Below are 18,345 nucleotides of genomic sequence, written 5' to 3' on the forward strand. Positions count from 1 at the left end.
GAGATTGCACGGGCGCAGCCGCCATCGGGGGCCGATTCATGATCCATATCGCTGTCATCACCCGGCAAGGCATGCCGGCCGGACCGTCCATCGCCGCGGACTTCGGGCCCGGCGGGGGCACCATCGGCCGCGCCGACACCAACGCGCTCGTGCTCGACGACCCCGACCGCACCGTTTCGCGCGTGCATGCGCAGGTGCTGTGCCGCGAGGGCCAGTACTTCGTCATCGACCGCGGCAGCAACGCGATGCAATGCAACGGCGTGCCGCTGGGCGCCGGCAAGGAAGCGGCGCTGACCGACGGCGCACGCCTCGTCATCGGCAGCTTCGAGCTCTCGGTGCGCGTGACGGCGGCTGCGGCGCCATCGCCCGCGCCGGCCATTCCCAACACCGTGATGTCGGCGTCGGCAGCCGCGCCTGCCAGCAGCAGCGACGATCCGTTCGCCGACCTGCTTGCGGGGCTGGGGTCACCGGCCGCGCCCGCCCCGGCGCCGGCTGCGGCCCGTGCCGCCCCCGCACCCGCCGAGTCGCTGCTCTTCCCCGACCCCATGGCCGGCGGCTCGCGCAACGCGCAGGCCGACGCTGTCGACCCGTTCGCAAACCTGCTCGGCCCCACGCCGTCGGCCGCACCCTCCGCAGGGCTCGGCGCGCTCGACGACTTTTCCGATCTCGGCGCGCCGCCTGCGCATGGCAAGGCCGCGAGCATCGACGACCTCTTCGGCGGTTCGCCGGGCGCCGGCGGCATCGGCGGCGATCCGCTCGCGCTGTCGCCGCTGGCCGATCCGCTGCTGCAGCCCAACACCGCGTCGGACGCCGACCCGATGGCCGCGTTCCAACGCACCGCGCCCGCCACGCCGGTGCCGCGCTCCGATCATTTGCCGATCGACCAGTTCGGCTTCGAGCCGCCGAAGGCCATCACGCCGCCGCCGCCCCCTGCGCCCGCGCCAGCGCCCGTGGCCTCGCTCGCGAAGTTCGACGACGTGACCGGCCAACCGATCCGCATCAGCGGGCCCGAGAACGCGGGCCGCGTGGCCGAGCCGCCACCGCCCCCGCCACCCCCACCGCCCGTGTACGTCGCGCCGCCGGCAACACCCGCAGCCGCCCCGTCCCCGCGCACCGCCTCCGACGACGAACTGCTCGCCGCCTTCCTGCGCGGCCTGGCCAGCACGCACCAGCCGCCCGAGATGCTCACGCCGGGCCTCATGGAGCGCATCGGCGCGATGTTGCGCACGTCCACCGAAGGCACGCTGCAGCTGCTGCTCACGCGCCAGGAGTTCAAGCGCGAGGTGCGCGCCGAGGTCACGATGATCGCGTCGCAGGCCAACAACCCGCTCAAGTTCTCGCCCACGGTCGAGGTCGCGCTGGCGCACCTGCTGGGCCCCGGCGTGCGCGGCTTCATGCCGCCCGAGGCCGCGATGCGCGACGCCTTCGACGACCTGCGTGCGCACCAGTTCGGCGTGATGGTGGGCATGCGCGCGGCGCTGGCCCACGTCATCGGTCGCTTCGAGCCGGCCGAGCTCGAGAAGAAGATCAGCGCCAAGACCGCGCTCGACGCGCTCTTTGCCGCCAACCGCAAGGCCAAGCTCTGGGACCAGTTCGTGGCGCTGTACGGCGGCATCGCGAGCGAGGCCGAGGACGACTTCCACAGCCTCTTCGGCAAGGCCTTCCTCGCGGCCTACGAAGAGCAGATGGCGCGCCTCAAGTCCGACACCTGAAGACCCCCAGAACCACCCCAGCACACGCGAGGCACCCCGCTTGGAAATCGAAATCGTCACGCTCTCCCGGCAGGGCGGCCGCACCTACAACGAGGACGTGCACGGCCACTGGCACGACGAACGCTACGTCGCCTGCCTGGTGGCCGACGGCGCGGGCGGCCACGGCGGCGGCGACGTGGCGGCCGCCACGGTGCGCGCCAGCATGCTCGGCGGTTTCTCCGCCGCGCCCTCGCTCGATGAGGCCGTGCTGCGCGCGCTGGTGGAACGCGCCAACCTGGACGTGGTGGCGCGCCAGGCCGAGGGGGGCAAGCTCGCCGGCATGCGCTCCACGGTGGTGTTCGCGGTGATCGACCTGGAGCGCGAAGCGTTGGCCTGGGTGCACAGCGGCGACAGCCGCGCCTACCTGTTCCGCGGCGGCGCCATCGTGGCGCGCACCACCGACCACAGCCTGGTGCAGCAGATGGTCGCGGGCGGCATGCTCGACGAAGAGGGTGCGCGCCTGCATCCGCAACGCAACATGCTGCTGTCGGCACTGGGCTCGATCGAGGAGGCGCCCGACATCGCGGTGTCCGACCGCATGCGCCTCGTGCCCGGCGACGTGCTGCTGCTGTGCAGCGACGGCGTGTGGGAGCCGCTGGGCGACGAGTGCCTGGTCGACACGCTGCACGCCTCGCGCACGCCCAGCCAGTGGACCGAGCTGCTCGACGCGCAGATCAAGGCCAATGCCAAGCCGGGCCACGACAACTACACGGCGCTCACGCTGTGGGTGATCGAGGACGCGGACGACGACATGACGCGGCTGCTGCCCGAGAGCGTGGCGTCGACGGACCCTTGAGCCTGCGGGCTCCCGAGTGCGATCCCCCATGAAAAATGCCCGTCCACTGGACGGGCATCGGGAGGGGAGGGCTGTGCGACGCGGGTCAGGCGTTTCAGGCGCCGCCCGTGGCCGGCACCGTCACGGCAACGTAGGTGTACTTGTTGGCCGACTTCTTCACGCGCTTCAGGGCGCTGCGCAGCAGCGGCGGCATGTCGGTCCGGTTTGGCAGGTTGGTGTAGTAGTCGACGTTCTGCTCGGCGCAGGCGTTGGCGCATCCGTTGTTGAGCAGGTCGAGCGCGTAGCGCGACTTGGTCTGCGTCGTCACGGCGCCGGGCTTGCGGAACGGATCGAAGATGCCGTCCGGCACCAGGTGGCTGCCACGCGCAATCAGCTGTTCCTGGAAGTGCGTGATGTGCCGCTGCGTGATCGGCCCCTTGAGGCCGTCCACCTCGATCACGGCGGTCTCGCCCGGGGGCGGATCGTGGTCGTGGTTGAAGCCCAGCAGCTCGTAGTAGAAGATCTTCAGCAGCGCTTGCACCAGCATCACGTCTTCGCGTGTGTTGGCGCCGATCTGGCCGACAGACCAATCGATGTTGTAGGCAATGAGCGAGTTACCGGTCTTGCCGATGAAGGGGGTACTGAATGCCATGGCATTGCTCCGGTGAGGGCGTATGAGGACGGGCAGGGACCGGCCCCGGCACGGTGTCGCGCCGGGAGCGCACGGGGCTGACGAGTCCGTCGCCCGTCAGCGGGTTTCGGTGGTGGCCACGTTCCAGCCGAACTTCACCTCGCCGCCGCCGGCGCCCTTGTCGTCCTGGCCCTTGTAGGCGAACTCGATGTCCTTGAAGCTGCACGACACCTGCTCCTGCACATCACCGCCTTGTGCGCCGCCGGGGCCCACGTTGGAGATGAAGACTTCCTTGAGCGTGACCTTCAGGTACTCCTGCTGGCCTTCGCCCGACTTGCGGCAGGTCATGACCAGGTCCTTGAAGTGCTTGCCGCTGACGCAGTTCTTGGCGAGTACCGGCGAGGCCTTGTCGTAGGTGTGCACGAAGTTGAACTCACCCGGCGTGGCTTTGCCCTTGCCCGAACCACCGCCCGAACCCGCGCCCGATGCATTGCTCACGTGCCACGACCACGACGAAATCTCGATCTCGTCCTTGTGGTCCTTGTGAGAAGACTCGCCCTTGACGCCGTCGAGCTTGATGTGAAAGTCAGATGACATGTTCCTACTCCTTGGAACCCGATTTGCATTCGGGCGGTTGATGATCGAAACGAAAAAAATGGCTGCCGGCGGAGAGAGAAAAGTTCCGATGCCCGGCAGCTACTCATAGAACGAAACGGAACCCGGAATTCAAGAAGAATCCGCAGATTTTTTTCAACCGGCGCCCTTGGCCGTCGGCAGCTTCGACACCAGCCGCAGCGAGACCGTGAGGCCTTCGAGCTGGTAGTGCGGGCGCAGGAAGAACTTGGACGTGTAGTAGCCCGGATTGCCTTCGACTTCTTCCACGATCACCTCGGCGGCGGCCAGCGGCTTCTGGGCCTTGGTGGTTTCCGACGAGTTGGCGGGGTCGCCGTCCACGTAATTCATGATCCATTTGTTGAGCCAGCGCTGCATGTCCTCGCGCTCCTTGAAGCTGCCGACCTTGTCGCGCACGATGCACTTCAGGTAGTGCGCAAAGCGGTTGCAGGCAAACAGGTACGGCAGGCGCGCCGCCAGGTTGGCGTTGGCCGTGGCGTCGGGGTCGTCGTACTCGGCCGGCTTGTTCAGCGACTGGGCGCCGATGAAGGCGGCGAAGTCGGAGTTCTTGCGGTGGATCATTGACAGCAGGCCGGCTTTCGACAGCTCGGCTTCGCGCCGGTCGCTGATGGCGATCTCGGTGGGGCACTTCTGGTCCACACCGCCGTCGTCGCTGGGGAAGGTGTGCAGCGGCAGGTTTTCGACTGCGCCGCCCGACTCGATGCCGCGGATGCGCGAACCCCAGCCGTACAGCTTGTACGAGCGGTTGATGTTGGTCGCCATCGCATAGGCGGCATTGGCCCAGGCGTACTTGCTGTGGTCGGCGCCGGCGGTGTCTTCCTCGAAGTCGAACTCTTCCACCGGGTTGGTGTTGGCTCCGTAGGGCGTGCGCGCCAGAAAGCGCGGCATGCACATGCCCAGGTACTTGGAGTCGTCCGATTCGCGCAGGCTGCGCCAGCCGGCGTACTCGGGCGTGGAGAAGATCTTGGTCAGGTCGCGCGGGTTGGCCAGCTCCTGCCACGACTCCATCTGCATGAGGTTGGGACTCGCGCCGGTGATGAAGGGCGCGTGCGCCGAGGCGGCGATCTTGGCCATCTCGCCGAGCATCTCGACGTCGGGCGGGCTCTGGTCGAAGTGGTAGTCGCCCACCAGCGCGCCGAAGGGCTCGCCGCCGAACTGGCCGTACTCTTCCTCGTAGATCTTCTTGAACATCGGGCTCTGGTCCCAGGCCGCGCCCTTGAACTTCTTGAGGTTCTTGGCCAGCTCGACCTTGGAGATGTCCATCACGCGGATCTTCAGGTTCTCGTCGGTCTCGGTGTTGTTCACCATGTAGTGCAGGCCGCGCCACGCACTCTCGAGCTTCTGGTAGTCGGGGTGGTGGATGATCTTGTTCACCTGGTCGGTGAGCTTGGCGTCGATCGCGGCGATCATGGCCTGGATCGACTTGGTCACGTCCTTGCCGATGACGGTGCTGTTACTCAGCGCCTGCTGCGCGAGCGTGAGCACGGCCGCTTCGACGGCGCTCTTGGCTTCGTCGCTGCGCGGCTTGAATTCTTTTTGCAGCAGCGACGAAAAGTCGCTTCCCGCATACGCAACGTCTTTCAGTGCGCTCTGCTCGAGTGCGTCGGCCATGATGGTTTCTCCTCGTGTACCGGTGTGTGTCTGTCAGGGAATCTGAACGGGCTCAGGCGGCGGCTTCGCCGTCTTCGGGCTTCTTGCTGGCGGCCAGCGTCTGCAGCAGGGCCGGGTCTTCGAGCACCTTGGCCAGCAGGTCTTCGGCGCCGCCCTTGCCGTCCATGTAGGTCACGAGGTTCGACAGCTGCGTGCGCGCTTCGAGCAGCTTGTTGAGCGCGCCCACCTTGCGGGCCACGGCGGCGGGCGAGAAGTCGTCCATGCTGTCGAAGGTGAGCTCGACCTTGAGGTCGCCCTCGCCGGTGAGCGAGTTCTCCACCGCAAAGGCGGCGCGCGGCTTCATGGCCTTCATGCGGGCGTCGAAGTTGTCGACGTCGAACTCCAGGAACTTGCGGTCGACCACGGGCGCGAGCGGGTCGGCGGGCTTGCCCGACAGGTCGGCCAGCACGCCCATCACGAAGGGCAGCTGGATCTTCTTTTCGGCGCCGTACAGCTCGACGTCGTATTCGATCTGGACCCGGGGCGCGCGGTTGCGTGCGATGAATTTCTGACTGCTCTTGGCCATGGCGATGCTCCTTGCGGGAATGAAGGGGAACGGGTGGAAACGGGGTCGGTCATTCGGACTGGCGTTTGCCCGTCACGGTCTCGATGGTGTCCATCGCGTTGGGCGCGAGGTTGGCCATGATGTCGAGGAAGCTCACGCCGATGAGCTTCTTGGCGCGCTCGATCAGCAGCGGCGCGGGGTTGCCCGGCTCGGCCTGTTCGAGGTAGCGGATGACGCGGTCGAGCATCTGCACCGCGTCCTGGCGGTTCTGGATCTCGCCGCGCGGTGCGGCGGGGCGGGCCGCGTTGCCCGACGGGGTTTCGCCGTCTGTCGTCGCGCCTTCATCGGAAGCAGGCTCCGGTGCGCCGGCTGCCGCCGTGCAGGCCTTGGCAACCGCGCGCGACACGGTGCGCAGCGTGCCGAGGTCTACTGCATCGGTGCGGCCGGTGCGCTCACCCAGCAGCTTCTGCAGGCGGTCGAGCAGCGCGGGAAGGCCGATGGCGGCCTGCAACTGTTCGGGGTTCGCCGCGTGCAGCGCCTCGAGTCCGCCATGCACCTGCGCCGGCGAATAGGAGGCGTCGCCGCCGACGGCGTTGAGCACGCCGTGCGCGATGGCGATGTCGCGCACGCGGATCGGGCCCACGCCGGGCGCGGTGCCCACGACTGCGTCGTACAGGTCGCGCGGCACCATGCTCTCGTCGCCCAGCGGCGCGAGCGCATTCAGGCGCATGGTGGGGTCGTTGTCGTCGTCGGCATCCAGCTTTGGATGTATGCCGTCCCAGAAGGTGTCGAGCAGCGAGGTGAGCAGTTGCAGGCCGGTGGCGAAGCCGACCGTGCCTTGCAGGCGCGTGGCGCCGCGCAGCAGCAGCACGGCGGCGCGCACGTCCTTGCTGCGGCGCAGTTGCGCGTCGGCGCGTTCGGCCACGTCGCGCCAGTCGGGTTCGACAGCGGGGATCACGGTGTCGCCGAACTGCTGTTCGGCCTTGCCCTGCGCCGCAGCGGTGAGGGCCATGAAGTCCGCGTCGTACTCCAGGTCGTCCCCGCAAGGCGAGGCCTCGCCGATGGGCGTGAGCAGTGCGTCGACGAGTTGTGGAGTCAGCATGTTGCCTGTTCGAGTTCGCTGGTGATAATCAAAGATGCGTCAGGACCGGTCAATGCAACGAAGGGAATAGCATGCGCACGTTGGGTACACACCATTCGTCCTATGAGGGCCTTCTTGCTGCTGCATCGCGGCGCCGAATCGCAGCCCTTGGCCTTGCTGCAGCGGGTCTTTGGCTGACAGGCTGCGCGAGCAAACCGGTGGTCACGCCGGTGTCGATCACGCTCACGGCCGCCGCCGATGCCAACCCCGATGCACGCGGCCGCGCGTCGCCGCTCACGGTGCGCGTCTATGCGCTCAAGACGCCGGGGCCCTTCGAAGGCGCCGACTTCTTCTCGCTGTTCGAGAAAGACCAGGCCACGCTCGGCGCCGAACTCGTGCAGCGCGAAGAGATGCTGCTGCGCCCCGGCGAAAGCAAGAAGCTCGACCTCACCTTGCCCGCCGATGCCAAGGCGATCGGCGTGATGGCCGCGTTTCGCGACCTCGACCGCGCGCGCTGGCGCGAGGTGCGCGCGGTCACGCCGGGCCAGGCGCAGGTGCTCAACGTGACCTTCGGCGCGCGGCAGATCCGCGTGGACGCGGCCAAGTAGTTCAGCGGCTGCGCGCGCTGACAACGTTCAGCGCGCCACGGTGTCCAGCGAGATGAAATCGGCGATGAGCCGCTCGCTGTTCCTGCTGGCCGCCAGCGCCTCGCGCAGGCGCAGCAGGTAGGCCGAGGCCATCTCGTACGGCGGGCGATCGGAGGTTTCGCTGAACGGCATCGGCGCCGACAGCACGGTGATCAGCACGTTGCCGAAGGGCGGGCTCACGAGCCAGCTCGACGGAATGTCGCGGCCCAGCTCCAGCGACTCGCCCGCGCGCAACCGCGTCGGGGCCGCGCCGGTGTTCAGGTGCATCACGGAGCCGTCGGCGGTGTAGTAGTCGACCCAGATGTAGCTCTCGTGGCGCGGCGCCACCACCTGCACGCGCACCGGGTCGCCCTCGCGCAGCCGGCCGTCGATGGCCGACGGCGCGGTCACGCTCAGCCCGTGGTTCTTCTGGCGATTGCGCGCCTGCGAGGGCTTGAGGATGGCGAACACCTCGCAGTGCGGCCACACGCGCAGCCCGATGTTGAAGTGGGGCGCGCGCACGCCGGGAATGGCCGCCACGTCGTCCGCCACTTTCAGCAGGTCGTCGCGCTGCGAGACGAAGCCGGTCACGCGCGGCCGGCCGTCGGGATCGATCGACGCCTCGAGGTCGGCGCAGGCATAGCTCGCGAGCTGCTGGTCGATGCGCTGCGTGAGCGCGGTGTCGGCCGCCGGCGGGCCGGCCTGCCAGAGCCACAGCAGGACGAGCGCGGGCACCAGCACGGCGAGCGCGATGCCGGTGCGCAGCAGCGTGCGGCCCGGCCGCCGCATGCCGGCCGGGCCGCGTGGGTCGCGTGGGTCGCGTGGGTCGGGCACGCCGTGGGTCTGGGTCGCGATGCGGTCCTGCGCGAGGCTGCCGAGTTCGAGCGGCGGCGGTTGCAGCTGCCGGCCGTGCAGGTCCTTCAGCTTGCCGAGTTCGCCTTCGTCGCCCGACTCGAAGTAGTACTGGCCCTTGAAACCGTGCGCCAGCGCGTGCCAGTAGACCTCGCGCACTTCGTGATCGTGGGCGCCGAGGGCCGCGAGGTGGTGGAAGAACTCGCTGTGCGCGTTGTTGGAGTTGAACAACTGCACCTGCAGCGGCGCGGCGCCGTCCACCGCGTCGGGGTGGCGCGCGAGGATTTCGTCGAGCCACGCGACCATGGCGAAGGCGGCCGACTCGATCTGCGTGGCATTGGCGCCTCCGTCGTGGGCGTCGGCGCGCGCGATGTCGAGCAGGCGCAAGGCTTCGCGCTGGGCGTCGTCGTGGGGGAGGGTGGGGCGGCCGGCGGCGATCGATGCGTCCAGGCCGAGACCGAAGGCAATGAAGGGCGAGAAGCAGTCGAGCAGGCGGGCCATGAGGGATGCCCGCTTCTCAGGCGTGCATCGCGAAGCGTGCCTTGCACCGGCGTCTGCAGCGATCGCACATGCCCATGTCCCCGGTGGTTCGAGTGGACGTTCATTTTTTCAACGGCCCCGTGGGGCCGCCATACCGCTTGGGGTCTATGCCGTTGGTAGGGCGCGGCGGCCTTGTGGGGCGGGGCAATCGCCGTTATCTTCGCAGTCGCAGAAGAATCCAATGCACATTGACGTTGGGACACCGGGGTATGCCATGAAAATTCTGATCGCCGACGACCACCGGCTCGTCATCGAGGCGGTCAAAGCCAAGTTGTCGGAGCTGGGCGCGGGCATCGAGTTCGTCCTGGCGCTGAGCGTCGACGAACTGCTTGCCGGCGCCACCGACGATCTCGACCTGGCCCTGATCGACCTCAACATGCCCGGCGCGGACGGGCAGGCCCACATCGACGAGATCCGGCGACGACATCCGGCCGTGCCCGTGATCGTGCTGTCGGGCTACGAAGACCCGGCCATCATGCGCAGCGCGCTCGAACGCGGCGTGCTCGGCTTCATTCCCAAGGCCTACTCCCCCGAAGTCATGCTGTCGGCCGTGCGCCTGGTGCTGGCGGGCGGCGTGTATGTGCCGCCGATGATGCTCACGGCACTGCCGCCGGGCATCGTGGCCGGCGTGTCGGCCTCGTCTGCCGCGGCGGGCGAGCCCTTTGCGCGCGGCGGTGGCGGCAATGGCGCCGGCGGCCAGACCCTCGAACACCTGCGCAACGTGCTCACCGAGCGGCAGGTCGAGGTGCTGCAGCTGCTGTCGCAAGGCAAGCCGAACAAGCTGATCGGGCGCAGCCTGGGCATCAGCGAAGGCACGGTGAAGATCCACCTCGCCGCGATCTTCCGTGCGCTCAACGTGCGCAACCGCACCGAGGCGGTGGTGGCGGCGCAGGCGCTGACGGAAGCGCAGCAGGCCTGAGGCCGCTCAGTCGGCGGCGGCCGACACCGGGCGGCGCATGAAGCCGCGCGAGGGCACGATCCATTCGACGAGGTGATCCGTCTGCACGGCGTTGCTTGCTGCGTCGTCCGTGAACAGCATGCGCTCCTCTGCCAGCAGGTAGTGCTGTGCGCCCAGCGCATGGAGCGTGGCGCCGCCCAGGTCCAGCGACTGCGGCGCAGCGTCGGCCGACAACGCCCATCGCACCGGCCCGGGCGCCGCCGCCCGCAGCGCGGCCTCGTGCGCCGCATCGCCGGGCACACGATTGATGAGTGCCCAGCCTTCGGTGCCGCCGATGAGAAAGCTGTTGAGGCCGCTGTCGTGCACGACGCGCACCACGCGCGCGGACAGCGGCGTGACGAGGCCCGCTTCGAGCGCATAGCGACCGCCGCCCTGGCCGTCGGGGTCGAGGTGACCGATCTCGTCGTAGGCAGGCTCTTCCATGTTCACCGGCCGGCGGCCCGCGGGGCCATCGGCCAGCCGCGGCATGGTCAGCGGAATGCGGCGCAGCGCGTGCGCATGCGCCATGAAGTCGCCGACGTTGGCGAAGGTGCCCAGGTGCTCGAGCACGCGCCGCGTCACGTTCATCAGCTTGAGGCCGCGCGCGGGGCTGACCGCATCGGCGGGCTTCAGCCACAGATGTTCGACGGTCTCGCGGCCGTCGGGGCGCACGTCCTGGCCGGCGGGCATCGCCGCGGCGAAGAAGCGCGTGTCGAAGCGGCGCGGCATGCCGGGCGGGGTCAGCCAGTGGCTGAAGTACGCGACGCGATCGACGGCGAGGCACCAGCCGCGTTGCGCGCACAGCGCGAGCAGGGCGTCGGTGCTGCGCTCGGCGGCGGCGCGCATGGTGTCGAGTTCGCCGGAGGTGAGCGTGAGCAGCTCGACCGGCCGGCCCTGCGCATCGTTCGCCAGCAGCAGGCCGGCCTCTTCGAAGCATTCGCGGATCGCCGCGGCGTGGAAGTCGAGCCCGCCTTCGGGCAGGCCGAGGCGCGCGCTCGCGGCGGCGTCGTCCAGGCCGGCGCACAGCGGATGCAGCAGGCGGTCGTGCGCATCGACCATGCCGCCCGGGAAGACGCTGGCGCCGCTGTTCTGGTCGTTGGCTTTTTCGGCCCGCCGCAGCATCAGCACTTCGAGGCCGTCGGGGCCGTCGGGGCCGTCGCGCAACACGACCAGCGTGGCGGCGGTGCGGATGGGGCGAGGGGCGGAGGGCGGTGGCGTCGTGGGGGTCATGGGCGCCTATTTTGAAGGCTGCACCGCAGAAGGTTTCGGCGACGGAAACGTGGCGTGTCCTGATCGCATGACTGCCGACTCCGAATTTGGCGCAAGACTTGATCTGCAGGTTCTCGAGACGAGACCCGCAAGCGTTTTGCCCCACCTTTTTTTTGGAACCTCCATGAAACTCGCGACAGCCATGAAGCTCGTATCGGTCCCTGTTCTGACCCTCCTGGTCGCGGCCGGCGCCCACGCAGAGGCGTACGACGGCGTGCACAAGGCCTTCTCCAGCAAGACGCGCGATGAGGTGAATGCCGAAGCCGTGCGCACCGCCGCGGCGCCGGACCAGAACGTGGTTCGCGGTTCTCGCGGTCCCGAGACCATGGCGGTTTCGACGGAGCGTTCTCTCGTTGAAGCCGAAGCCATTCACTACAACTTGCGGCCCGACCAGAATGTCGGCTCCGGCTCTCGTGTGAACAGCAAAGTCATTTCGACGATGCCGCACCCCGCCGATCTGCGCGCCAAAGCCAATTGAGCAACGACTGCTTCACGCTCCGCGTGAGGTAAGAAAAACGGCCGGCAGGAGCGCCGGAGTTGTCGGCGGCGCCATCCTCGGTGCCCCACTGACGTTGTGGGGCTTCGCCCGAGCAACCACCCGGGTTGCCGGGGCGTATTCAGCGTCTCACTGCGAGCGGATGGCCACCGCTTCGACGGGCCCGGCCTGCCAGCCGCCGCCCAGCGCCTTGAATGCACTGACCGCCGCGCGCGCCGACTCCGTTTGCGCCTGCACTCTCGCATCGGCCACGCGCAGCAGGCTTTCGTCGGCCTGCAACACTTCGATCAGGCTGACGACACCTCGCTGATATGCCGCGAACGATGCCCCTCGCGCACGACCGAGCGATGCCTCGCCCTGTGCGAGCAAGGCGGCTTGTTCTTCACGCTTGACCAAGGCGGAGAAGGCGTTCTCCACGTCTTCGGTCGCACGCAGCGCCGCGAGCCGGTAGGCCGCGAGCAGCTCCGCATCCTGCCCCTTGGCGAGTGCAATCTGCGCGTCGATGCGCCCGAAGTCGAACAGCCGCCAGCGCAGGCCGAGCAGGGCTGCAGCCTGGCTGGCGCCGCCGGTGAACAGATGGCCGCTGGCCACGGACGTGGCGCTGCCGATCGTTCCCCCCAGCGAGAGTTTCGGGTAGTACTCGGCCATGGCCACGCCAATGCGTGCGTTCGATGCCGCAAGGCGCCGCTCGGCAGCGATCAGGTCGGGCCGCCGCCGCAGCAAATCGCCGGGTGACCCGGTGGCGCCGATGCGCGGTGCGATAGGAATGACACCCGCCGCCGTCAATTCGGAGCGGTGCGCGCCCGGCGCCGCGCCCAGCATCACGTCGAGCGCGTTCATGGCCGCGGCCTCACCCGCCTCCAGCACGGGCACGGATGCACGGACCTGCGCCAGGGCACCTTCGGCCTGGTGCATCTGGAGCTCGGTGGCCAGTCCCTTGCCGTAGAGCAGGTGGATCTTCGACAGCAGGTCCTGCTGCGTGGCGACTTGCCGCCGTGCCACGTCGAGGCGGGCCTGCAGACCGCGCAGCGTGATGTAGATGTCGGCGGTCTGCGCGGCCACCGTCAGGCGCGTGGCGGCCGCGCCGCCCTCCGATGCCTGGTAATCGGCCAGGGCAGCCTCGCGTCCCCGGCGCAGGCCGCCGAAGAGGTCCAGCTCCCAGCTGGCGCCGAGGTTCGCTTCGTAGGCGTTGCCGTAGCGATCGAAACCTGGCTGCGCGTTCAGGACCTGGCCCAGCGGCGTCTCCACCGATTGGTAGGCCCGGGCGGCTTGTCCGCCGAGAGTGCCCGAAGGCAGCAGCGCCGCATTCGCCGCACCGAGCCCGGCCCGGGCCTGCGCCACGCGGGCGGATGCCTGCGCAAGGTCGAGATTCTGTGTCAGCGCGAGTTCGACATAGCGGGCCAGCTGTGCATCGCCGAAGCCGGTCCACCACGCCACCAGCTCGGCGTTGGCGGTGGCGGATCGCTGGCCGAGGGCGGTCCCGCCGATGAATCGGTCCGGCAAGGTCGGGGCAGGTCGGACATAGTCAGGCCCGACAGCGCAGCCTGCGAGGAGGCTGAACAGCAGGGGCAGGGCAAGCGTACGTTGGGACATGGGTTGCTCCGGGACGGCGGACGGGAAAAGCAGGATCAGGCGCGTGACTATAATTCAATTCGGTCACTTGTTGTCGTTTGTTTGTCCCGGCGGTAAGCTCTGGTCATGAGCAATGCAACTTCTTCTCCGCCTGCCGCGCGGGGGCCGGCCGATCACGACGTGCGCGCGCAGATCGTCGTTGCGGCCACCGAGCACTTCAGCCAGTACGGGTACGAGAAGACCACGGTTTCCGACCTGGCCAAGGCCATCGGCTTCTCCAAGGCGTACATCTACAAGTTCTTCGAGTCCAAGCAGGCGATCGGCGAAATGATCTGCGCGAACTGCCTGCGCGAGATCCAGGACGGCATCCGCGCGGCGGTCGACGGGGTTGAAAGCCCCCCCGAGAAGCTGCGCCGCATGTTCAAGGCCATTGTGGATTCGGGCCTTCGGCTGTTTTTTCAGGACCGCAAGCTCTACGAGATCGCCATCTCGGCGGCCGCCGAGCGCTGGCCGTCGGCCATTGCCCATGAGGAGTGCATCCGGCAGATGCTCATTGAGCTGCTCAAGCAGGGCCGCGAGACGGGCGACTTCGAGCGCAAGACGCCGATCGACGAGACGGCGGCGGCCATTTACCTGGTCATGCACCCCTACATCAACCCCGTGATCCTGCAGCTCAGCGCTCATTACACGGACCAGGCGCCGGCCCAGCTGTCGGGTCTGGTGCTGCGCAGTTTGTCGCCTTGAGAATCTAAGTTGATCGTGACCATTGACTAAAATGGTCACTGTTATCAGAATCGGGGCCCTGATCGATTCGTCTATGGGCCCCTCATGCACTCGCGCCGCTTCCTCACATCCGCTTTCGTCTGCGCCTTGCCGCTCGCGCTGGTCGCCTGCGACGACAAGGCTCCGCCCGATCCGCGCACCCAGACACCGCTGGTGCGCGCCGCCACCGTCCAGGCGGCCGCGTCGGCAACGCGCTCGTTCACCGGCACCGTGGCCGCGCGGGTTCAAAGCGACCTGGGCTTCCGCGTCGCCGGAAAGGTGCTGGAGCGCTTCGTGGACGCGGGTCAGACGGTCAAGCGCGGGCAGTTGCTCATGCGCATCGACCCGGTCGACCTGAGGTTGGCGGCGCGTGCGCAGCAGGAGGCGGTCAGTGCCGCGCGGGCACGTGCGAAGCAGGCCAGCGACGAAGAAGCGCGCTACCGCGACCTGCGCGGCACCGGCGCCATTTCCGCCTCCGCGTACGACCAGGTCAAGGCGGCGGCGGACGCCGCGCAGGCCCAGCTCGGTGCGGCCGAAGCGCAATCCGAGGTGGCGCGCAATTCGAATCGTTATTCGGAACTCACGGCCGATGCGGACGGCACGGTCCTCGAAACGCTGGCCGAGCCTGGCCAGGTCGTCAACGCCGGGCAACCGGTGGTCCGCGTGGCGCAGGCCGGGCGCAGGGAGGCCGTGGTCCAGCTGCCCGAGACGCTGCGTCCGGTCGTCGGCTCCGGCGGACAGGCCACGCTGTTCGGCAAAGAAGGTGCTGCCGTGCCCGTCAAGCTCAGGCAACTCTCCAATGCGGCCGACAAGCTCACGCGCACCTTCGAGGCGCGCTACGTGCTCGATGGCGAGCTCGCCAACGCGCCTCTGGGCGCCACGGTCACGGTTGACATCGCGGACGGCAAGTCCGTCAAGGCAGGGGGCGTCCAGGTGCCCATCGCTGCCCTGTTCGATACAGGCAAGGCGACGGGCGTCTGGGTCATCGGTGGCGATCCGTCGACGGTGCGCTGGCAGCCGGTGGTCGTCGAGCACCTGGACGACGACCGCGCCCGGATCACCGGCCCGCTCAAGCAGGGAGACCAGGTGGTCGCGCTCGGCGCGCACCTGCTGCGCGAAGGCGAGAAGGTGCGTGTCGCCACATCGGCCGCAACGCCAGCGGTGGGCGGAGCCCACCCATGAGCGAAGGCCGCTTCAACCTGTCGGCACTGGCCGTACGCGAGCGATCCATCACCTTGTTCCTGATCTGCCTGATCTCGCTGGCGGGGCTGGTCGCGTTCTTCAAGCTGGGCCGCGCGGAAGATCCCGCCTTCACCGTCAAGGTGATGACCATCATCACGGCTTGGCCCGGCGCCACGGCGCAGGAGATGCAGGACCAGGTCGCCGAAAAGCTCGAGAAGCGTCTGCAGGAGCTGCGCTATTACGATCGCGCAGAGACCTACACGCGACCCGGCCTGGCATTCACGACCCTGACGCTGCTCGACAGCACGCCGCCGGCATTGGTGCAGGAACAGTTCTATCAGGCGCGCAAGAAGCTCGGCGATGAGACGGGCAGTCTGCCGGCTGGCGTGATCGGGCCGATGATCAACGACGAGTACGCGGACGTCACCTTCGCCCTGTTCGCGCTCAAGGCCAAGGGAGAACCGCAGCGCGTGCTGGTGCGTGATGCGGAGACGCTGCGCCAGCGGCTGCTGCATGTGCCGGGCGTGAAGAAGGTCAACATCGCCGGAGAGCAGTCCGAGCGCATCTACGTCGAGTTCGCGCACGACCGGCTGGCCACCTTGGGCATCGGGCCGGAAGACGTGTTCGCCGCACTGAACAGCCAGAACGCGCTGAGCCCGGCCGGGTCCGTGGAAACCAAGGGCCCGCAGGTCTTCATCCGGCTGGACGGCGCGTTCGACACGCTGCAGAAGATCCGCGACACCCCCGTGGTCGCGCAGGGCCGCACCTTGAAGCTGTCGGATGTGGCTACCATCAAGCGCGGCTATGAGGACCCGGCCACCTTCATGATCCGCAACGGTGGCGAGCCGGCACTGCTGATCGGCGTGGTCATGCGGGAGGGATGGAACGGGCTCGACCTGGGCAAGGCCCTGGACGTGGAAGCCCGTGCCATCAACGCCGAACTGCCCCTGGGCCTGAGCCTGACCAAGGTCACGGACCAGTCGGTGAACATTGCCGCTTCGGTCGACGAGTTCATGGTCAAGTTCTTCGCGGCCTTGCTGGTCGTCATGCTGGTGAGCTTCCTGAGCATGGGCTGGCGTGCGGGCCTCGTGGTGGCCGCCGCAGTGCCGCTGACGCTGGCCGTGGTCTTCGTGGTGATGGCCGCGACCGGCAAGAACTTCGACCGCATCACGCTCGGCTCATTGATCCTCGCGCTGGGCTTGCTGGTGGACGACGCCATCATCGCCATCGAAATGATGGTCGTGAAGATCGAGGAGGGCTACAGCCATGTGGCCGCGTCGGCCTACGCATGGAGCCACACCGCGGCGCCGATGCTCTCGGGCACGCTGGTCACCGCCGTCGGTTTCATGCCCAACGGCTTCGCGCCATCGACAGCGGGCGAGTACACCAGCAACATGTTCTGGATCGTCGGCATCGCGCTGATCGCATCCTGGGTGGTCGCCGTGGTGTTCACGCCTTACCTGGGCGTGAAGCTGCTGCCGAACTTCAAGAAGATCGAAGGCGGCCATGCGGCGATCTACGGCACGCCGCGCTACAACCGGCTGCGTCATGTGCTGGGGCGTGTCATCGCGCGCAAGTGGTGGGTGGCGGGCGCCGTCGTCGCACTCTTTGTGGTGTCGATCCTCGGCATGGGTGTGGTCAAGAAGCAGTTTTTCCCGATCTCCGACCGCCCTGAGGTCCTGGTCGAAGTGCAGATGCCCTACGGCACGTCGATCACGCAGACCAGCGGCGCCACGGCCAAGGTCGAGGCCTGGCTCTCCACGCAGCCGGAGGCCCAGATCGTCACGTCCTACATCGGACAGGGCGCGCCCCGCTTCTACTTCGCGATGGGGCCCGAACTGCCCGATCCGTCGTTCGCCAAGATCGTGGTGCGCACGGCCAGCCAGGAGGAGCGCGAAGCCTTGAAGCACCGGTTGCGTCAGGCCATTGCCGATGGCCTTGCGTCCGAGGCGCGGGTGCGCGTGACCCAGCTCGTGTTCGGGCCGTACTCGCCGTTCCCCGTGGCCTACCGCGTCAGCGGGACTGATGCGAACGAACTGCGCAAGATCTCGGCAGAGGTGCGGCAGGTGATGGACGCCAGCCCGATGATGCGCACCGTCAGCACCGACTGGGGCACCCGCACGCCCACGCTGCACTTCACCCTGAAACAGGACCGCCTGCAGGCCGTGGGGCTGAGCTCCAGCGCCGTGGCGCAGCAGCTGCAATTTCTCTTGAGCGGCGTGCCTGTGACGACCGTGCGCGAGGACATCCGCACCGTGCAGGTGGTGGCCCGTTCGGCCGGCAGCACCCGGCTCGATCCCGCGAAGCTCGTGGACTTCACGCTCGCCGGCGCGGGCGGCCAGCGCATTCCGCTGTCACAGGTCGGCGAGGTCGAAGTGCGCATGGAAGAACCCGTCATGCGGCGACGCGACCGCATGCCCACGATCACGGTGCAGGGCGACATCGCCGACGGGCTGCAGCCACCCGACGTATCGACAGCGATCACCGCGCAATTGCAGCCCCTGATGCAGAAGCTGCCGGCTGGCTACCGCATCGTCGAGGCCGGCTCCATCGAGGAATCGGAGAAGGCGACCAAGGCGATGCTGCCGTTGTTCCCGATCATGCTGGCGATCACGCTGCTGATCATCATCTTCCAGGTGCGCTCGATCTCCGCGATGGTCATGGTGTTCCTCACGAGCCCGCTCGGGCTGATCGGCGTCGTGCCGACCTTGCTGCTGTTCCAGCAGCCCTTCGGGATCAATGCGCTCGTGGGGCTTGTCGCGCTGTCGGGCATCCTGATGCGCAACACACTGATCCTGCTCGGTCAGATCCACCACAACCAGCAGGAGGGGCTCGATCCGTTCCATGCGGTTGTCGAGGCGACCGTGCAGCGCGCCCGGCCTGTGATCCTGACGGCGCTGGCGGCGATCCTCGCGTTCATTCCGTTGACGCATTCGGTGTTCTGGGGCGCATTGGCGTACACGCTGATCGGCGGCACCTTCGCGGGAACGATCCTGACGCTGGTGTTCCTGCCGGCGATGTATGCGATCTGGTTCCGGATCAAGCCGGGCAACGCGACCCAGCCCGCGCACTGATGCGCTTCA

Annotated in this window: 16 protein-coding genes; 8 read left to right on the forward strand and 8 right to left on the reverse strand. The window is 68.1% G+C overall.

The window, feature by feature from the left end; all coding sequences use genetic code 11:
- The first annotated feature begins 38 nt into the window (after positions 1–38).
- Positions 39–1,712 (forward strand): type VI secretion system-associated FHA domain protein TagH, encoded by a 1,674-nt coding sequence (tagH, locus tag RZE79_RS02905; protein WP_319358947.1) that lies wholly within the window; start codon positions 39–41, stop codon positions 1,710–1,712.
- Between the two features lie 40 nt (positions 1,713–1,752).
- Positions 1,753–2,547: a PP2C family serine/threonine-protein phosphatase gene (locus RZE79_RS02910; protein WP_319358948.1), complete on the forward strand. Its 795-nt coding sequence runs from the start codon at positions 1,753–1,755 to the stop codon at positions 2,545–2,547.
- Between the two features lie 94 nt (positions 2,548–2,641).
- On the opposite strand, the gene RZE79_RS02915 is transcribed toward RZE79_RS02910, so the two are convergent.
- The 5 genes from RZE79_RS02915 to tssA all read right to left on the reverse strand — a co-directional run bounded on the left by RZE79_RS02915 (position 2,642) and on the right by tssA (position 7,047).
- Positions 2,642–3,178 (reverse strand): peptidoglycan-binding domain-containing protein, encoded by a 537-nt coding sequence (locus RZE79_RS02915; RefSeq protein WP_153280894.1) that lies wholly within the window; start codon positions 3,176–3,178, stop codon positions 2,642–2,644.
- A 96-nt stretch (positions 3,179–3,274) separates the two neighbouring features.
- A complete protein-coding gene (locus tag RZE79_RS02920) occupies positions 3,275–3,754 on the reverse strand; it encodes a type VI secretion system tube protein Hcp (RefSeq protein ID WP_153280893.1) in 480 nt (159 codons plus the stop codon).
- A 153-nt stretch (positions 3,755–3,907) separates the two neighbouring features.
- Positions 3,908–5,401, reverse strand: a complete 1,494-nt coding sequence (gene tssC / locus RZE79_RS02925) for a type VI secretion system contractile sheath large subunit (protein ID WP_192194731.1) — start codon at positions 5,399–5,401, stop codon at positions 3,908–3,910.
- Positions 5,402–5,453: 52 nt separating this feature from the next.
- Positions 5,454–5,966 carry a type VI secretion system contractile sheath small subunit gene (gene tssB, locus RZE79_RS02930; RefSeq protein WP_319358949.1) on the reverse strand — a complete coding sequence of 171 codons (513 nt, stop codon included), beginning with the start codon at positions 5,964–5,966 and terminating at the stop codon, positions 5,454–5,456.
- Positions 5,967–6,015: 49 nt separating this feature from the next.
- On the reverse strand, positions 6,016–7,047 hold the full coding sequence (tssA, locus tag RZE79_RS02935) for a type VI secretion system protein TssA (RefSeq protein ID WP_319358950.1): 1,032 nt from the start codon (positions 7,045–7,047) through the stop codon (positions 6,016–6,018).
- Positions 7,048–7,244: 197 nt separating this feature from the next.
- Between tssA and tssJ the strand changes: the two genes are divergently transcribed.
- The gene (gene tssJ / locus RZE79_RS02940) at positions 7,245–7,634 is read left to right on the forward strand and encodes a type VI secretion system lipoprotein TssJ (RefSeq protein ID WP_319358951.1); all 390 of its coding nucleotides are present in this window, start codon (positions 7,245–7,247) and stop codon (positions 7,632–7,634) included.
- A 27-nt stretch (positions 7,635–7,661) separates the two neighbouring features.
- Here tssJ and RZE79_RS02945 read toward each other — a convergent pair whose 3' ends face one another.
- The gene (locus RZE79_RS02945; RefSeq protein WP_319358952.1) at positions 7,662–9,005 is read right to left on the reverse strand and encodes a DotU family type IV/VI secretion system protein; all 1,344 of its coding nucleotides are present in this window, start codon (positions 9,003–9,005) and stop codon (positions 7,662–7,664) included.
- A gap of 253 nt (positions 9,006–9,258) precedes the next feature.
- Here RZE79_RS02945 and RZE79_RS02950 point away from each other — a divergent pair, with 253 nt between their 5' ends.
- The gene (locus RZE79_RS02950; RefSeq protein WP_153280888.1) at positions 9,259–9,963 is read left to right on the forward strand and encodes a response regulator transcription factor; all 705 of its coding nucleotides are present in this window, start codon (positions 9,259–9,261) and stop codon (positions 9,961–9,963) included.
- A gap of 6 nt (positions 9,964–9,969) precedes the next feature.
- Here the strand turns inward: RZE79_RS02950 and RZE79_RS02955 are convergent, their stop codons facing one another.
- Positions 9,970–11,211 (reverse strand): NUDIX domain-containing protein, encoded by a 1,242-nt coding sequence (locus RZE79_RS02955; RefSeq protein ID WP_319358953.1) that lies wholly within the window; start codon positions 11,209–11,211, stop codon positions 9,970–9,972.
- Positions 11,212–11,374: 163 nt separating this feature from the next.
- On the opposite strand from RZE79_RS02955, the gene RZE79_RS02960 reads away from it, so the two are divergent.
- Positions 11,375–11,728: a DUF4148 domain-containing protein gene (locus RZE79_RS02960; RefSeq protein ID WP_319358954.1), complete on the forward strand. Its 354-nt coding sequence runs from the start codon at positions 11,375–11,377 to the stop codon at positions 11,726–11,728.
- A gap of 147 nt (positions 11,729–11,875) precedes the next feature.
- On the opposite strand, the gene RZE79_RS02965 is transcribed toward RZE79_RS02960, so the two are convergent.
- On the reverse strand, positions 11,876–13,339 hold the full coding sequence (locus RZE79_RS02965; protein WP_319358955.1) for an efflux transporter outer membrane subunit: 1,464 nt from the start codon (positions 13,337–13,339) through the stop codon (positions 11,876–11,878).
- Between the two features lie 105 nt (positions 13,340–13,444).
- On the opposite strand from RZE79_RS02965, the gene RZE79_RS02970 reads away from it, so the two are divergent.
- The 3 genes from RZE79_RS02970 (at position 13,445) to RZE79_RS02980 (ending at position 18,336) form a co-directional block, all read left to right on the forward strand.
- The gene (locus RZE79_RS02970; protein WP_319358956.1) at positions 13,445–14,062 is read left to right on the forward strand and encodes a TetR/AcrR family transcriptional regulator; all 618 of its coding nucleotides are present in this window, start codon (positions 13,445–13,447) and stop codon (positions 14,060–14,062) included.
- Positions 14,063–14,146: 84 nt separating this feature from the next.
- Positions 14,147–15,262: an efflux RND transporter periplasmic adaptor subunit gene (locus RZE79_RS02975; protein ID WP_319358957.1), complete on the forward strand. Its 1,116-nt coding sequence runs from the start codon at positions 14,147–14,149 to the stop codon at positions 15,260–15,262.
- Entirely contained in the window at positions 15,259–18,336 is a 3,078-nt protein-coding gene (locus RZE79_RS02980; protein ID WP_319358958.1) for an efflux RND transporter permease subunit, read from the forward strand. Before RZE79_RS02975 ends, RZE79_RS02980 begins: the two co-directional genes overlap by 4 nt.
- The last annotated feature ends 9 nt before the right edge of the window (positions 18,337–18,345 follow it).

The sequence above is a fragment of the Variovorax sp. EBFNA2 genome (assembly GCF_033802765.1).
GTDB lineage: Bacteria > Pseudomonadota > Gammaproteobacteria > Burkholderiales > Burkholderiaceae_C > Variovorax > Variovorax paradoxus_H.

Coding starts and splice junctions, on each gene's coding strand:
- tagH (WP_319358947.1), top strand. CDS start 39: ATGATCCATATCGCTGTCATCACCCGGCAAGGCATGCCGGCCGGACCG.
- RZE79_RS02915 (WP_153280894.1), bottom strand. CDS start 3,178: ATGGCATTCAGTACCCCCTTCATCGGCAAGACCGGTAACTCGCTCATT.
- RZE79_RS02920 (WP_153280893.1), bottom strand. CDS start 3,754: ATGTCATCTGACTTTCACATCAAGCTCGACGGCGTCAAGGGCGAGTCT.
- tssC (WP_192194731.1), bottom strand. CDS start 5,401: ATGGCCGACGCACTCGAGCAGAGCGCACTGAAAGACGTTGCGTATGCG.
- tssB (WP_319358949.1), bottom strand. CDS start 5,966: ATGGCCAAGAGCAGTCAGAAATTCATCGCACGCAACCGCGCGCCCCGG.
- tssA (WP_319358950.1), bottom strand. CDS start 7,047: ATGCTGACTCCACAACTCGTCGACGCACTGCTCACGCCCATCGGCGAG.
- RZE79_RS02945 (WP_319358952.1), bottom strand. CDS start 9,005: ATGGCCCGCCTGCTCGACTGCTTCTCGCCCTTCATTGCCTTCGGTCTC.
- RZE79_RS02950 (WP_153280888.1), top strand. CDS start 9,259: ATGAAAATTCTGATCGCCGACGACCACCGGCTCGTCATCGAGGCGGTC.
- RZE79_RS02955 (WP_319358953.1), bottom strand. CDS start 11,211: ATGACCCCCACGACGCCACCGCCCTCCGCCCCTCGCCCCATCCGCACC.
- RZE79_RS02960 (WP_319358954.1), top strand. CDS start 11,375: ATGAAACTCGCGACAGCCATGAAGCTCGTATCGGTCCCTGTTCTGACC.
- RZE79_RS02965 (WP_319358955.1), bottom strand. CDS start 13,339: ATGTCCCAACGTACGCTTGCCCTGCCCCTGCTGTTCAGCCTCCTCGCA.
- RZE79_RS02970 (WP_319358956.1), top strand. CDS start 13,445: ATGAGCAATGCAACTTCTTCTCCGCCTGCCGCGCGGGGGCCGGCCGAT.
- RZE79_RS02975 (WP_319358957.1), top strand. CDS start 14,147: ATGCACTCGCGCCGCTTCCTCACATCCGCTTTCGTCTGCGCCTTGCCG.
- RZE79_RS02980 (WP_319358958.1), top strand. CDS start 15,259: ATGAGCGAAGGCCGCTTCAACCTGTCGGCACTGGCCGTACGCGAGCGA.